The sequence below is a fragment of the Nocardia sp. NPDC050378 genome, from assembly GCF_040655675.1.
Taxonomy (GTDB): Bacteria; Actinomycetota; Actinomycetes; order Mycobacteriales; family Mycobacteriaceae; genus Nocardia; species Nocardia coubleae.
Genome location: NZ_JBFAKI010000004.1, coordinates 148,252 through 162,710 on the forward strand (window position 1 = coordinate 148,252; position 14,459 = coordinate 162,710).

General features: G+C 67.0%; 15 protein-coding genes. 8 read left to right on the top strand and 7 right to left on the bottom strand.

The window, feature by feature from the left end; genetic code table 11:
* The first annotated feature begins 57 nt into the window (after positions 1-57).
* The 3 genes from AB0I35_RS10810 to AB0I35_RS10820 all read left to right on the top strand — a co-directional run bounded on the left by AB0I35_RS10810 (position 58) and on the right by AB0I35_RS10820 (position 3,255).
* Positions 58-1,062 carry a hypothetical protein gene (locus AB0I35_RS10810; RefSeq protein ID WP_357395599.1) on the top strand — a complete coding sequence of 335 codons (1,005 nt, stop codon included), beginning with the start codon at positions 58-60 and terminating at the stop codon, positions 1,060-1,062.
* A 142-nt stretch (positions 1,063-1,204) separates the two neighbouring features.
* The gene (locus AB0I35_RS10815; protein WP_357395600.1) at positions 1,205-2,080 is read left to right on the top strand and encodes a hypothetical protein; all 876 of its coding nucleotides are present in this window, start codon (positions 1,205-1,207) and stop codon (positions 2,078-2,080) included.
* Positions 2,081-2,286: 206 nt separating this feature from the next.
* On the top strand, positions 2,287-3,255 hold the full coding sequence (locus AB0I35_RS10820) for a peptidase (protein ID WP_357395602.1): 969 nt from the start codon (positions 2,287-2,289) through the stop codon (positions 3,253-3,255).
* A gap of 3 nt (positions 3,256-3,258) precedes the next feature.
* Here AB0I35_RS10820 and mgtE read toward each other — a convergent pair whose 3' ends face one another.
* Complete coding sequence (mgtE, locus tag AB0I35_RS10825) at positions 3,259-4,698, bottom strand: magnesium transporter (RefSeq protein WP_357395603.1); 1,440 nt, start codon at positions 4,696-4,698, stop codon at positions 3,259-3,261.
* A gap of 290 nt (positions 4,699-4,988) precedes the next feature.
* The gene (locus tag AB0I35_RS10830; protein WP_357395604.1) at positions 4,989-5,606 is read right to left on the bottom strand and encodes a TetR/AcrR family transcriptional regulator; all 618 of its coding nucleotides are present in this window, start codon (positions 5,604-5,606) and stop codon (positions 4,989-4,991) included.
* 78 nt (positions 5,607-5,684) lie between these two features.
* Here AB0I35_RS10830 and AB0I35_RS10835 point away from each other — a divergent pair, with 78 nt between their 5' ends.
* Positions 5,685-6,371: a DUF899 family protein gene (locus AB0I35_RS10835; protein ID WP_357395605.1), complete on the top strand. Its 687-nt coding sequence runs from the start codon at positions 5,685-5,687 to the stop codon at positions 6,369-6,371.
* A 152-nt stretch (positions 6,372-6,523) separates the two neighbouring features.
* A complete protein-coding gene (locus tag AB0I35_RS10840; RefSeq protein ID WP_357395606.1) occupies positions 6,524-7,519 on the top strand; it encodes an LLM class F420-dependent oxidoreductase in 996 nt (331 codons plus the stop codon).
* Here the strand turns inward: AB0I35_RS10840 and AB0I35_RS10845 are convergent.
* Entirely contained in the window at positions 7,508-7,984 is a 477-nt protein-coding gene (locus AB0I35_RS10845; RefSeq protein ID WP_357150580.1) for a DUF3558 family protein, read from the bottom strand. The two genes, AB0I35_RS10840 and AB0I35_RS10845, sit on opposite strands and share 12 nt — an antisense overlap.
* 289 nt (positions 7,985-8,273) lie before the next feature.
* Here AB0I35_RS10845 and AB0I35_RS10850 point away from each other — a divergent pair, with 289 nt between their 5' ends.
* Positions 8,274-8,918, top strand: a complete 645-nt coding sequence (locus AB0I35_RS10850; RefSeq protein WP_357395607.1) for a hypothetical protein — start codon at positions 8,274-8,276, stop codon at positions 8,916-8,918.
* Between the two features lie 75 nt (positions 8,919-8,993).
* Positions 8,994-9,449 (top strand): RDD family protein, encoded by a 456-nt coding sequence (locus AB0I35_RS10855; RefSeq protein ID WP_357395609.1) that lies wholly within the window; start codon positions 8,994-8,996, stop codon positions 9,447-9,449.
* Between the two features lie 47 nt (positions 9,450-9,496).
* Here AB0I35_RS10855 and AB0I35_RS10860 read toward each other — a convergent pair whose 3' ends face one another.
* Together AB0I35_RS10860 and pnuC are read right to left on the bottom strand one after the other, a co-directional pair.
* Positions 9,497-10,579, bottom strand: a complete 1,083-nt coding sequence (locus AB0I35_RS10860) for an AAA family ATPase (RefSeq protein ID WP_357395610.1) — start codon at positions 10,577-10,579, stop codon at positions 9,497-9,499.
* Complete coding sequence (gene pnuC / locus AB0I35_RS10865) at positions 10,576-11,217, bottom strand: nicotinamide riboside transporter PnuC (RefSeq protein ID WP_357395611.1); 642 nt, start codon at positions 11,215-11,217, stop codon at positions 10,576-10,578. The genes AB0I35_RS10860 and pnuC overlap by 4 nt, the downstream gene beginning before the upstream one ends.
* Positions 11,218-11,333: 116 nt before the next feature.
* Between pnuC and AB0I35_RS10870 the strand changes: the two genes are divergently transcribed.
* Entirely contained in the window at positions 11,334-11,762 is a 429-nt protein-coding gene (locus AB0I35_RS10870) for an RDD family protein (RefSeq protein ID WP_357395612.1), read from the top strand.
* A gap of 60 nt (positions 11,763-11,822) precedes the next feature.
* Here the strand turns inward: AB0I35_RS10870 and nrdE are convergent, their stop codons facing one another.
* Positions 11,823-13,928 carry a class 1b ribonucleoside-diphosphate reductase subunit alpha gene (nrdE, locus tag AB0I35_RS10875; RefSeq protein ID WP_133733911.1) on the bottom strand — a complete coding sequence of 702 codons (2,106 nt, stop codon included), beginning with the start codon at positions 13,926-13,928 and terminating at the stop codon, positions 11,823-11,825.
* A gap of 38 nt (positions 13,929-13,966) precedes the next feature.
* Positions 13,967-14,437 carry a class Ib ribonucleoside-diphosphate reductase assembly flavoprotein NrdI gene (nrdI, locus tag AB0I35_RS10880; RefSeq protein WP_067493091.1) on the bottom strand — a complete coding sequence of 157 codons (471 nt, stop codon included), beginning with the start codon at positions 14,435-14,437 and terminating at the stop codon, positions 13,967-13,969.
* Positions 14,438-14,459: the final 22 nt, after the last annotated feature.

A 14,459-nucleotide genomic window follows, 5' to 3' on the forward strand; every position in this document is an offset into this window, starting at 1 on the left:
GTGCTCGGCAGCGGGCCGCAGGACGCGGGGGTTCACCCGCACAGGGGGGACACTTTCATGCTGATACGCCGCGCCGCCGCGCTTGCTGTCGCGATATCTTTCCTGCCCGCGACGGTTGCCTGTCAGGAGGACCTGCCGCCCCGGCGCACCGCCGCCTCCCCGGCCGAAGCCGCCGAGGCGATGCCCGCGTACTGGAAAACCGCCCCGGCCACGGACGACGACCGCGTGGCACTGCTGGCCCGGTTGCGCACCGTCGACCCTTGCGCCCTGATCTCCCGAACCGACCTGGCACAGTTCGGCAACCTGACCGAGGTCGAGAACGACGACCCGGATAGTTGCGAGGCGACCTTCGGCCCGGCCGACAGCGACAAACGCACCAGGATCAGATGGTCGCTTGCTGTCGCACCGAACGGCTTCGGCTGGGGCGAATCGAAACGCACCGAGGTCGACGGAATCAGCGTCGGCTCACTGCGCGACCTCGACGCCTCCCCCGAGATGGACGGCCAACTGACGGAACGAACCTGCACGGCGACAGCGGCTTTCGCAAATACCGCCTTCATCCCGTTGTACGCGAACACCCCGTTGGGCACCGAGCCGTGTCCGATCGCGGAACGCGCGCTGGCGCGAGTGATGGGCGGACTCGCCGGCGAGCCACCACATGGCACGTCCCCGGATACACCGCGCACGGCTCTGCTCGGCAGAGATCCGTGCGAGGTGGCGACCGTCCTCGGCGTGACGGCCACGATCTCCGTCCGCGATCGTCGACTGTGGTCCTGCCAGTTCACTTTCCGCGATGCCGCTGTCGACGTGGACTACACCTACGACAGCGAAGCACTCGTGGTCCGCGGCGAACCGATCTTCGAGATCAACGGGCACAAGGGCTACGGCGATACCGACAACGACGAATACGTCTCCTACACAGCGGTAGTCGGCCCGGCCCTGCCCAGCCCGGGATCGACACTGTTCGGCCCTGAGCTGCCGACCATCCGGGTATTCGGCAAGGACCGTGCGGCCCTGGAAGCCGTTTTGCGCGCGAACACCGAACTCATCCCTGCCACCTGAAAGCAAACGGACCGGATGCGGGAAGATTATCCGAGGTCTGGCGAATCGATCTGAAGGGACACCGACTGTGCGACAGGCATTTCTGTTGACTCTCGCGGCGCTGACCATGGCCGCGTGCGGGTCCCGATTCGAGGGAGATTCGATGCCCAGCGACGGATTCTGGTCCAGGGCAGCGGTTTCCGACGAGGAGAAGGTGACCGTCCTGCGCAAGGTGCGCGCGATCGACGTGTGCGCCCTGCTGCCGCGCGCCTCACTCGAGCCGTTCGGAACGGTGAGCACCGTCGAGGATGTCCGCCCGGATCAGTGCCGCGCCGCCATCGCCGTCGACGGTCGTCTCACCGGCATCGACGCCACATGGAGTACCGGGGTGATGTTCTCCGGCGAACCCGCGATGGACGGGCCGGTGCGCGAGGAGTCGATGGGCGATGTGCGCGTGTTGTTCGACGACGAACCTGCTACGTCCTCGGATCCGCAATCGCGGGCGGCGTGCCAGGCGTGGGCGCTGTTCGTGGCGGGCGCCGATCTGTCGCTGAGCGTCCGCGCGCCGGGCGACGCGTGTGCGACCGCCGCCGACCTGTTGCGGATCGCGCTGGTCGAGTTCCGCGAGGAGCCGCCGCACGGCACCTCACCCGATACGGATCGTACGGTGGTGACCGGTGCCGACCCGTGTGCCGTTGCCCCGCTGCTCGGTTCGCTCGTCCCGGTGGGCGATCAGCGGCTCACCACCTGCAAACTCACCGTCGACGGCCACGAGGCGATCGTGACCTACGACTACGGCTCCGAACGCTCGGTCACCGATGACACCCCCGCCTTCACGGTCGGCAGCCGCCAGGTGTTCCGCTTCGAACCGGGCACCGCGACGTCGTCCATCACCTCCCTGACCGCCGTCGTCGGCCGGGCTTTGACTCCCGGCCCCACCGACGCCCTGCTCGGCCCCCGCGTGCCGAAGGTGTCGGTCACCGCCGACTCGGCCGTCGCGGAGAAGGTCATGCGCGAGGCACTGCCGCTGCTGCCGTGAGAGGATCTCGAAGGACCTGTCGGCGAACCCGGCGACCAGCCCCGGCCGGGGATCCGATGCCGCCCCGGTGACGATCCGGCAGAGATCGCGATGCGGCGACAAGGCGGCATCGGTCCAGTTCCGGTGTTTGCGAGTGGATTGCTCGGACGGGCACACTCGGGTTCGGGTCCGACATCGGACCGGGTCACCGACGACAGGGGTTGCCGATGGTGCGCAGGATCGCGTTCGCCGCGGTGGCATTACTCGTTTGCGTCGGCTGTGGTGACGACGAGAGCGGCCCGTCCGCGACCGCTCCGCCACCGCCGGTGGTCCCGGCGCCGCCACCGGAGTTCTGGTCGCAGGTGCCGCGTGACCGAGCCGAACGCGAGAAGGTCGCCCAGGCGACCCGGCAGGTGGATGTGTGCGCGATCTTGCCGCGCGAGGCGCTCGAACCGCTGGGTTCGATCGAGAGCGTCACCGTCGGCCTGGATTCGTGCCGGGCGGTGCTGCACAGCGATTCCCCTGGCGAAGGCACCACCCTGACCTGGCACGCGACACTGCTGCCCGGCCTGACCGCGGGCGGACGAGGCAGGACCAGCCCCATCGGCGATGTGACCGTCCGCCTCGTCCCCGACCGGGACGCCGGTGAGCCCCGATCCTGCGGCGTCACCGCGCATTTCCCGGCCGGTGCGGCGTTCTACCTCGGCCTGTCCACGCGCCCGGGGACCGACCCGTGCACCGTCGCCGACGAACTGGTGCCGGGGATGGTGCGGCGGTGGCGGGAGTCACCGGCCCAGGGCACCTCTCCCGACACCGTGCCGACGGTGCTGCTCGGCGCCGACCCGTGCGCGGTCCGCACGAAACTTATCGACACGGTGGACGACGACGAGCAGCGACTCACCCAGTGTCTGTTCGGTTACCGGGGACAGCGGATCACGGTCGGCTACGAGTACCGGGTGCCGGAATACTTGGCGGCCAACAGCACCGAAGAGCACATCGACGGGCGGATCGTGCACCGTTCGGTCTCGGTGTACGACAGCTCGATTCCTCTCTACACCGCCGCCGTCGGGCCTGAATTGCCCCCTGAATCAACGGTTTTCGGACGGCGAATCCCCATCGTCGAGGTGGTCGCCGCCACCGACGATGTCGCGAGGGACGTGATGGCGGCGGCACTCACCCTGTTTCCATCCCGCTGAAACTCAGATGCCGAGAACGAGTTTCGCGGTGGTGAAGTAGATGATCAGGCCGGTGGCGTCGACGAGTGTCGTCACCATCGGCGCCGACACGACGGCCGGGTCGATGCGGAACTTCTTGGCCAGCAACGGCATCGTGCCACCGATGGTCGCGGCCCAACCGCAGATGAGCACCAGCGTGACGGCCACGACGACGGCGATCTTGGGACCGACGAACACGGTGCCGATCAGCAGACCCGCCGCGGCCAGCATGCTCCCGAGCACCAGGCCGACCCGGCATTCGCGCCAGATCACCTTGAACAGATCCGACACCCGCACCTCGCCGACGGCCAGCGCGCGTACACACGCCGTGGCCGCCTGCGCGCCCGCGTTGCCGCCCGCCCCGATGAGCAGCGGAATGAACAGCGCCAGGCTGGCCGCCTGCTCGAGGGTGGTGGCGAAGATGTCGGTGACGCTCACCGTGAGTGTGGCCGCGAACAGCAGCAGCATCAGCCACAGCGCCCGGTAGCGCGCCAGCTGGAACACCTTGGCGGCCATGTAATGGCCCTCCCACGGCGCCGAACCGGCCTGCTTGGCCACGTCCTCGCTGTCGGCGGCCTCGAGCACCTCCATCGCGTCGTCGATGGTGAGCAGCCCGACCACCCGGTCCTCGCTGTCGACGACGACCAGGTTGATCTCGTTGGTCGAGCTCATCAGCCGCGCCGCCTTCTCGGCGGAATCGGTGGCACGCACGAACGGCGGTTCGGTGACCACCAGTTCCGACACCATCGCCTCGGGCGCGCGCAGCACCAGCTCGCGCAGTTCCACGATGCCGGTGAGCCTGCGCCCCCGGTCGACCACGGGCAGGGTGTACACGGTTTCGGCGTTGGCGCCCTTGGCCCGCACCCAGGCCAGTGCCTGGGCGACGGTCAGATTGCCGGGCAGCGCAACGACTTCCGGCGTCATGTAGTGCCCGACCGAACCCTCCGGGTAGCCGAGCAGGGCGGCGGTCATCCGGCGTTCGCGCGGGCTCAGCCCCTCGAGCACCTTCTTGGCGACCTTGGCGGGCGCCTCGTGCAGCATGCGGGCGCGGTCGTCGGGGTCCATCGCCTCGACCAGATCGCGGAAGCTCTTCTCGCGCAGTCCCTGCAGGATCTGCTGCTGGTCGACCGGCTCGAGTTCCTCGAAAACCGTGATGGCACGGTCCTTGTCGAGCAGCCGGAACACCACCCCGGCCTGCACGGCGTCCATGCGGGCCAGCGCGTCGGCGATGACGTGCGGCGGACGGTTGTCGAGCCAGTCCATCGCGCTGTTCACGCGGTGGGTCTCGACGATGTCGCGCACCGACTCGGACAGGATCGCCAAAGCCTCGGTTACCGAATAGTCCTCGGCCACAACAGGATTCGGTTCGTGCGTGACGGCTTCGACAGGTACGTGACGTGCTTCGACGAGATCGATCTGCGACATGGGACAGTCCTCTGGCGCGACAACGCGCATGCCTACGGCAGAGGTAGGTACATGCGCCGAGATGGTTTCGGGAGACGGCGAGGATTACCGCGGGCGTCCGCCACCACGACCATCACGCACCACCGCCGAGAGAGCCGGCTGGTGTCAGTGCGAGAGCGAAGGGGCGACGCCGCGCGGCCTTCGACTAGGGGGTTCGCTGCGCATGGCAACACCACCTCCTCGTCGTCACCGCGGGCCCTGTGCCCACACTTCTTCCCGAAGGATACATGCGAGGACTGGTCGTTTCATCTTTACGCTGTCGTACCACTGGTCACAGTGGCCTCTGTCACACCATGGACGGGCAATCCCGCGATGACGGTGTCGACCGCCTGTTCGGCGAACTGCCAGACCTTCGCGCCGTCCACGTGGCGCAGCGGTCCACGCAGGGCCAGTTCGGCGAAGCCGTGCACCGTCGACCAGCAGCTCCACGTCGCGGCCTCGCGCGCCGACGGAGCGAGGTCGCCGATGTGGACCATCATGTCGAGCGCCTCGGCAAGGGCCAGGTAGGCGGGCGAGTCGGCGATCGCGGCGGGCGAGGTGTCTCCCGCGCCGAAGAACGCGACGGCGAACCAACCCGGTTCGGCGAGCGCGAACGCGATGTAGCCGAGACCGACGGCGCGCAGGCTTTCCCGTGGCCCGGCGGGTACGCGGTCGGTCGCCATGCGCGCCGCCATGTCGGCCTGGACCGCCGAGGACACCGCGTCGAGCAGCGCCTTGCGGTCGGGAAAGTGCCGGTAGGCGGCATTGGGCGTGACCCCGACGCGACGGGTGACTTCCCGGATGGTCAGCGCGTCGGGCCCACCGGACCTGGTGAGTTCCATGCCGGCCGCGAGCAGCGCGGCCGCGAGATCGCCGTGGTGATACGCCAACCCTTGAACACCCTTTCCGCGAAGTATATGGTGTGAACATATCAAATGTGCACGCCGTACACATCGGAGGCCGTACCCATGACCGCACTCCCGAACGTCGTCGACCACGACACCTGGCAAGCCGAGCTCGACGCCCTGCGCGTCCGCGAGAAGGCCGCCACCCGCGAACTCGACGCCATCGCCGCCCAACGGCGCAGGCTGCCCGCCGTCCGCCTGCCCGACTACACGCTCGAGGCCGAAGACGGCAGCGATGTTTCGCTCGCCGAGGTGTTCGACGGGCGCACTCAGCTCATCACCTACCACCACATGTGGACGCCGGGGAACACCTGGCAGTGCCCCGGCTGCACCGGGCTCACCGCCCAGTACGCGCGGCTCGATTTCCTCGACGCCTACGACGCGCGGTTCGTCATCGTCACCCAGGGCCCCATCGACGAGGTGCTCGCCTACAAGCGCCGCGTCGGCAACACCATGACCTGGTACTCCACCGCCGACAGCCCCTTCGGCGCCGACATGGGCGCGGGCCCCGGGGCAGGCTTCGCGGTGAACACCTTCCTGCGCGACGGCGACACCGTCTACCGCAGCTGGCACACCGACGGTCGCGGCACCGAACAGCTCGCCTACACCTTCGGCCTGATCGACGCCCTGCCCTACGGACGCCAGGAGGAATGGCAGGACAGCCCCGAAGGCTGGCCGCAGTCGCCCACCTACAGCCGGTGGCCCAGCTCCAAGGACATCGCCGCCTCCTACGGCGACCCGAACGCCTGAGCGGACGGTCGCGGGCGAAAACCGCCGGTCGGGGATTCGGCGCGGCGCGCGCACAATAGTTGCCGGAGCGGGCGGCAGTGGGAACAGTGGAGACCGAAAGCCGCGGTGCGTGGCGCGGCGACATCGGTTGTCAACACACTGAGGAGAAACCTGTGCGCTTCGGCATCTTCGTCCCCCAGGGCTGGCGGCTCGACCTGGTCGACATCGAACCGGCCGACCAGTGGGCGGTGATGCGCGAACTGGCCGAGCGGTTCGACAGCGGCGGCGTGTGGGAGTCGATCTGGGTGTACGACCACTTCCACACCACCCCGGTACCCACCGACGAGGCCACCCACGAGGCGTGGTCGCTGATGTCGGCCTTCGCCGCCTCGACCAGCCGGGTGCGGCTTGGGCAGATGTGTACGGCCATGAGCTACCGCAACCCCGCCTATCTGGCCAAGGTCGCGGCGACCGTCGACCTGATCTCGGGCGGCCGGGTGGAGATGGGCATCGGCGCGGGCTGGTACGAACACGAATGGCGCGCTTACGGTTACGGCTTCCCGCCCGCCGGTGAACGCCTGGGCCGTCTCGACGAGGGCGTGCAGATCTTCCGTCAGGCATGGCGCACCGGGCGCGCCACCCTCGACGGCACGTACTACCAGGTCGACGGTGCCATCGTGCACCCACGCCCGTTGCAGGAGAACGGGATTCCCATCTGGGTCGCCGGCGGTGGTGAGAAGAAGACGCTGCGCATCGCCGCGAAATACGCGAACTACACCAACTTCAGCGCCGTCCCCGACGAGTTCATCCGCAAGTCCGAAATCCTGCGCGAACACTGCGCCGAGGTGGGCACCGACTTCGCCGCCATCACCCGCAGCGCCAACTTCAACGCGGTCGTCGGAAGCACCGAGACCGAAGTGCAGGAACGGCTCTCGCTCATCATCGACCGCTACACGCCCTTCCTCGGCGCCGACGCGGCCAAGACCTACGTCACCGACAATTTCGCGAGCAGCGCCGCCACCGGCACGCCCGAGCAGATCGCCGAACGGCTGGGCGCCGTCAAGGATCTCGGCCTCGGCTATGCCATCCTCAACTTCCCCGAAGCCGCCTACGACACCTCAGGTATCGAACTGTTCGAGCGTGAGGTGGTTCCCGCGCTAGGCGGGTAGAGCGGGAACGATCGCCTCTCCCATCCGGGTCAGCGTCGCGCAGGCATCCGGCGCGGGCTGGCCCGGATTCGTCACCACGATCATGCGTACCACTCCCTGTTCGGCGCCGAAGGCGACATCGCACACCGTGGTCAGCGAGGCCGAGTCGACCAGCTTGCGTCCCGCACGCCCGGCGACCGTGATGTCGTAGAAGTTGCCGGGACCGGCTTCGGCCTCGAACTCCTCGAGCGAACGATCCGCCGAGTACACCCGCAGCGAAGCGGTCGCACCGTCCCACGCGCACGTCTGCCACCCCGCCTCCGCCGACCCGGCGGGGACTCTCGACGCCGGGTCGACCCCCGCCTGCGTCAGCGCCTGCTCCCCCACGCCCGCGCACGGCTCGAACAGCGCCTTCGCCGCCGGGTCGTCCCCGGAACATGCGGCGACCGTGCCCGCCACCACGATCCCCAGGCCAATCGTCGACAACCGGCGCATCCTAGGTCCCTTCCACTGCCTCACAAACGCGCCCAAGCTACCAAGCGATGGTCCTGATCCAGCCCTGCGTCGCCCGATACTGTCGCGGTCACCACTGCCGACCGTCCGGGTTTGTGGCAGACCCGTACGGTCCACCGTCTTTCGGATCCTCTCGGCACCGCGCGGCTGCTGCTGAATCTTGCTTGCACAGCGGGCTTTCCGACTCCGAACTTCCGGTGGGTGGCGACGTAGGATCACTGCCGGGCCTGCCCGTCGGCGGGTCGGGAAGGGGAATCGGACGATGAGTGCCACCGTGCCCGTCGAACTACTGGCGGCGGGTTCTACTACTTTGGGCGCTGCCTACGCGGCCGCGTTGCAGCTGCTCGACGCGCGGCGCTCACGTGTCCGCGTCCAGCGACTGAGCAGAACGATCACCGAGGACGCCGCCGAAACGAAGGCCGAGGCCGACTGGCTCGAGACCGCCGCACGCGAGCGCTCGGCCCTCGACATCGAGCATCATCACAGCGCGCTCCAGCAGCAGCGTCTGGCGACCCTCGCCTCGCTCGTGTGCGGCGTGGTCGCGATCGGCGTGGTGATGTACGGCCTGATCGGCGACGACCCGAGCGATCCGCAAGGGATCGCCACCGTGGCCGCGGGCCTGCTGCCCGGCGCGGCCAGCGCCCTGCTGTTCTGGCAGTCCCGCGGAGCCAGCACCCGCGCCGACAAGTTCGCCGAGCGCATCGCCACCACCGCCGCCCGCGCCGAAGCCCTCCGCCACGCGGGCTCCATCCTCGACACCCGCGCCCGCGACCGCTTCGCCACCGCCGTCCTGCTCAGCACCGCGTTCCCGGAACTCACCGGACGGGAGATCTGGCGGATGGCCGAGAGCAAAGCCCCTGCTCACGAAGGTGATTCGCGGCCGCCCGCCGAAGTCCGGGTCGACTGAGAGCTCGACCTGGACCGGCAGCAGTATTGGCACGATCAACGGTTCCCGTTAAGCGCCCCCACCTACCTTGCCGACATGAGCGACTCGGTGGACATGCGGAAAGAGACCAAGCTTCTCAGCGCCAGATACGAGCGCGACAGCGACGGTCGGCTGGTGTTCGTCCCGGCGGTGCCCGCCAAGGCGGAACCCGACGCGGAATGGCCGCTGCTGGCGAAGGACTCGAACGGCAGCACCACCCGGATGTGGTTCGCGTTCCCGTTGGACATGTTGCTGCACCTCGCGATCGGCGTCGCCGCATGGTTCGCCGTCCCCGGCTCGATATCGCTGCTCTACGGCGTACTCGCCTGGCTCACCGCATCGTTCCTGCACCGCACCGTCATCCAGCGCCTCACCCGAGCGACCCTGGGAAAGGCCGTCTTCGGTCTCCGCATGCGCTACACCGACGGCTCCTACCCCACGCTCGGACGACTGATCAAGGAGTGGTTCCGTGGTCTCGGCGCCGCACTCGAGATGCTCACCTGGCTCGGCTAGAGTCCGGCCCACAGCCGCGACCGCCTGGCATTCGCCCTCCTCAGGTTTCAGCGCTTCTCCGGGAGGGGGTCGGCGAAAGCCCAGCCCTCGGAGAGGAGTTGGTCGACGGCGGACACGGCGGCGGTGAGGCGTTCGTGATGGGAGCCCGTCAGGACGGTGAATCGTCGGCCGGTTCGGGTGAGTTCGGTGTGGAATCGTTCGGTCATCCAGGGGCGTAGGTGTTCGCCGTCGCGGAGGCCGTCGTCTTCGAAGGGGACGTCGGTGTGGTCGGTGAGCAGCCAGAGGTGCTGACGTGGGGGTGTGTGCAAGGTCGGGTCGGGGCAGCCGAGGTAGCGTTCGTGCCAGATTTCGGTGGCGAAAGCGTCGGTGTCACAGATGAGTACGTGGCCTGACTCGCGGGCGGCGTGGTCTTCGCGTTCCTGTTGGTGGGCGGCGATGAGGGGGAACTCGTCCGAGGTGAATTCGACCTGGGACCAGTGGGCGGAGGGACCGAGGGTGGCGAGTTTCTGCTCGCTGTATTCACGGCCGTATTCGGGAACCCAAGGGGCGCCGTAATGTTCGGCCAGCGCTTTGGCCATAGTCGTGGTTCCGGTGGACTCGGCGCCGAGGACGACCACGCGTCTGGTGAGCGCGGCGCGCACCGGTGGCGCGAGAAACTTCCAGTGCGCCACCGGATCCCGCCGGATCGCTGTCGCCGAAATCGGGTACCGGCGGCGCTGCGGGTCGACGCTGATCGACTGGGCGCCGAAGCGGCGGGCCAACTCGTCGCCGTAGGTCTCCGAGGTGAACACGGCGTCGACCGGTTCGGGAACGGCAGTACGGAACACCGCCATGTGCGCGTCCCAAACCCGCGGATCGGTGAGGTCCATGGGTATGTCGTCGACGGCGCCTACAACGGAAACACCGGGCTCCGGATGTATTTCACGCATCCACGCCACCCGGTCGGCGAGCGGGATCGACTCCACCGAGGCGGCGCAGACCAGCACCGTCAGCCGGTCACAGCGCGCGGCTGCGGTGCGCACCAGATGATGGTGGCCCGCGTGCGGCGGGTAGAACTTGCCCAACACCAGACCATGCGTGAACCTGCGTAGGGAATCGTTTTGTCCGGCAACCACATTCATGGTGCTCATACCGCCACAACCACCGGCTCCGCGCGCACATCCCGCCGCCAGGCGATCAGCCCACGCACGCACAGCGCGAGGAACCCGCAGTACAGGATCGCGGTGAGATGGAGGTCTTTGTAGACATAGAGGGGGATGTAGACGACATCGGCCGCGATCCACAACCACCACGACTCGAGGCGTTTACGGCACTGCCCGTAAGTGGCCATCAGCGACAGCGCGGTGGTGAGCGCGTCCCAGAACGGCACCGTCGATTCGGTTGCGGTATCGAGCAATACGGTGATCGCCGCGGTACCGAGCACACCGCACGCGCCGAGCACGAGCCATTCGGTGCGTGTGGTCCTGCGGACGGGCAACCGTTCACTCCGTGGCGCCCCGGTGGCCCATGTCCACCACCCGTAGACGGCCAGCGCGATGAACACCACCTGCAACCCGGCATCGGCGAACAACCCGGCCTGGGTGAACAGCAGGATGAAGAACACATTGTTGGCGATGCCGATCGGCCAGTTCGCGATGTGCTGGCGAGCTACCAGCCAGACACACAGCGCACCGCTACCGAATCCGAGCACCTCGGTCCAGCTCACGGGCGTGCCGAGCAGCGTGAACAGCGGTTCTCGCAGAGCAGCTATCAGATCGAGCACAGTCATCCCCCGCATCAGTATTAGTCATAGCGACAATAACCTGATCGAGAGTGCGGCACAAGAGATCATCACCAAGGTCGTCACACGGTTTCCGTTAAGCGGAGTCGAGCAATCTGTGGCGCATGACCAACGCGGCACCGCCCCGGAACGCTACGAGGAACGGCAGCTACGAGCGCGACGGACGATCGAGGTACGCCCCGGAGACGACGACGACCGCGCAGGACGAATTCCCGCTCACCGGACGCACGTCCACGGGTTCCGAGACCGGCGTGATCCCCGCGTTCCTCATCGACATGGCCCTGCACGCCGCGATCGGCCTCACCACCTGGCACCTCGTCCAGGGCCCGACCGGTGTCCTGTACGGCCTGCTCGCCTGGCTCGGAGCCTCGTTCACGCACCGCACGATCGTCCAGCACCTGGCCGGAACCACCATCGGCAAATGCTCGTTCGGCCTCAGCCTGCGCCACGCCGACGGCTCCCGCCCGTCCCTCGGGCAGCTGATCCTCCAGTGGTTCCGAGGCGGCTGGGTCTGCTTCGACTTCTTCGGCTGAGGCCGGATCACGACGAACGACCTCGGTGCGGTTATCCGCACCGAGGTCGTCGGCCAAGACTTACAACATGCAGCTGACGCAGTTCTCCACTTCGGTCCCCTCGAGGGCCATCTGCCGCAGGCGGATGTAGTAGAGGGTCTTGATTCCCTTGCGCCAGGCGTAGATCTGGGCCTTGTTCAGGTCGCGGGTGGTGGCGGTGTCCTTGAAGAAGAGTGTCAGCGACAGGCCCTGGTCCACGTGCTGGGTGGCCGCGGCGTAGGTGTCGATGATCTTCTCGTAACCGATCTCGTACGCGTCCTGGTAGTACTCCAGGTTGTCGTTGGTGAGATACGGGGCCGGGTAGTAGACGCGGCCGATCTTGCCTTCCTTGCGGATCTCGATCTTCGACGCCACCGGGTGGATCGAGCTGGTGGAGTGGTTGATGTAGGAGATCGAGCCGGTCGGCGGCACCGCCTGCAGGTTCTGGTTGTAGATACCGAATTCCTGCACCGAGGCCTTCAGCTCACGCCAGTCGTCCTGGGTGGGGATGCGCACGCCGGCGTCGGCGAAGAGCTGTGCGACCTTGTCGGTCTTGGGCTCCCACACCTGATCGGTGTACTTGTCGAAGTACTCACCGCTGGCGTACTTCGACTCGGCGAAGCCACCGAACGCGGTACCGCGCTCCTTGGCGATCAGGTTCGACGCCCGGATCGCGTGGTAGACCACGGTGTAGAAGTACATGTTGGTGAAGTCGATGCCCTCTTCGGACCCGTAGTGCACCCGCTCGCGCGCCAGGTACCCGTGCAGGTTCATCTGGCCGAGGCCGATGGCGTGCGACTCGTTGTTGCCCTGCTCGATCGAGGGCACCGAGTAGATGTGGGTCTGATCCGACACCGCGGTGAGCGCGCGGATCGAGGTCTCGATGGTCTGCCCGAAATCGGGTGAGTCCATCGCCTTGGCGATATTGAGCGAACCGAGGTTGCAGGAGATGTCCTTGCCGACCTTGGAATACGAGAGGTCGTCGTTGAACTCCGACGGGGTGGAGACCTGCAGGATCTCCGAGCACAGGTTCGAGTGGGTGATCTTGCCCTTGATCGGGTTGGCCCGGTTCACCGTGTCCTCGAACATGATGTACGGGTAGCCCGACTCGAACTGCAGCTCGGCGATGGTCTGGAAGAACTCGCGCGCCTTGATCTTCGACTTGCGGATGCGCTTGTCGTCGACCATCTCGTAGTACTTCTCGGTGACGTCGATATCGGCGAACGGCTTGCCGTAGATGCGCTCCACGTCGTACGGCGAGAAGAGGTACATGTCCTCGTTCTTCTTCGCCAGCTCGAAGGTGATGTCGGGGATCACCACGCCGAGCGAGAGGGTCTTGATGCGGATCTTCTCGTCGGCGTTCTCACGCTTGGTGTCGAGGAAGCGGTAGATGTCGGGGTGGTGCGCGTGCAGGTACACCGCGCCCGCACCCTGTCGCGCGCCCAGCTGGTTGGCGTAGGAGAACGAGTCCTCCAGCAGCTTCATGATCGGGATGACACCCGAGCTCTGGTTCTCGATCTTCTTGATCGGCGCGCCGTGCTCACGAATGTTGCTCAGCAGCAGGGCGACACCGCCGCCGCGCTTGGACAGCTGCAGCGCGGAGTTGATGGAGCGCCCGATGGACTCCATATTGTCCTCGATGCGCAGCAGGAAGCAGGACACGGGCTCGCCGCGCTGCTTCTTGCCGGAGTTGAGGAACGTGGGGGTGGCGGGCTGGAAGCGGCCGTCGATGATCTCGTCGACCAGCTTGCTCGCCAGCGTCTCGTCACCGGCGGCCAGGGTCAGCGCGACCATGCAGACACGGTCCTCGAACCGCTCGAGGTAGCGCTTACCGTCGAAGGTCTTGAGGGTGTAGGAGGTGTAGTACTTGAACGCGCCGAGGAAGGTGGGGAACCGGAACTTCTTGGCGTAGGCCTGCTGGAACAGCTGCTTGACGAACCCGCGGCTGTACTGGTCGAGCACCTCGGGCTCGTAGTAGTTCTCCTTGACCAGATAGTCCAGCTTCTCGTCCAGGTTGTGGAAGAAGACGGTGTTCTGGTTGACGTGCTGCAAGAAGTACTGGTGCGCGGCCTCACGGTCCTTGTCGAACTGGATCTCGCCGTCGGGGCCGTACAGGTTCAGCATGGCGTTGAGGGCGTGGTAGTCCATCACCTCGCCTGCGGCGTCGGGCCGCACCGCCGACCGCTCTAGACGGGCTGACTTGCCTGCCGGTGCTGTGGTTGCTGTTGCCAAAACAATCCCAATCCCTCTCGGACGCGCGCGACGTCCTCAGCGGTTCCCATCAGTTCGAAGCGATACAGGTACGGCACCCCGCATTTGCGCGAGATGACATCGCCTGCAGCACAGTAGGTTTCGCCGAAGTTCGTGTTACCGGCCGCGATCACACCGCGCAGCAGGGCACGGTTGTGCGGGTCGTTGAGGAACTTGGCGACCTGCCGCGGTACGAGATCCTTGTCGGACCGTTGCTCACCCATGACGTGCCGACCACCACCGTAGGTGGGGGTGATCAGCACGTAGGGCTCGTCGACGCGCAGCGAATCAGCGGTGTGCAGTGGTAGCCGAGTGGCCGGGAGACCCAGCTTCTCGACGAAACGGTGAGTGTTCTCCGAAGCGCTGGAGAAGTAGACCAGCCCGCCCGGAGTCGTCCGTTCGGGCATCGCGGCTCCTTCCGGCGAAGTC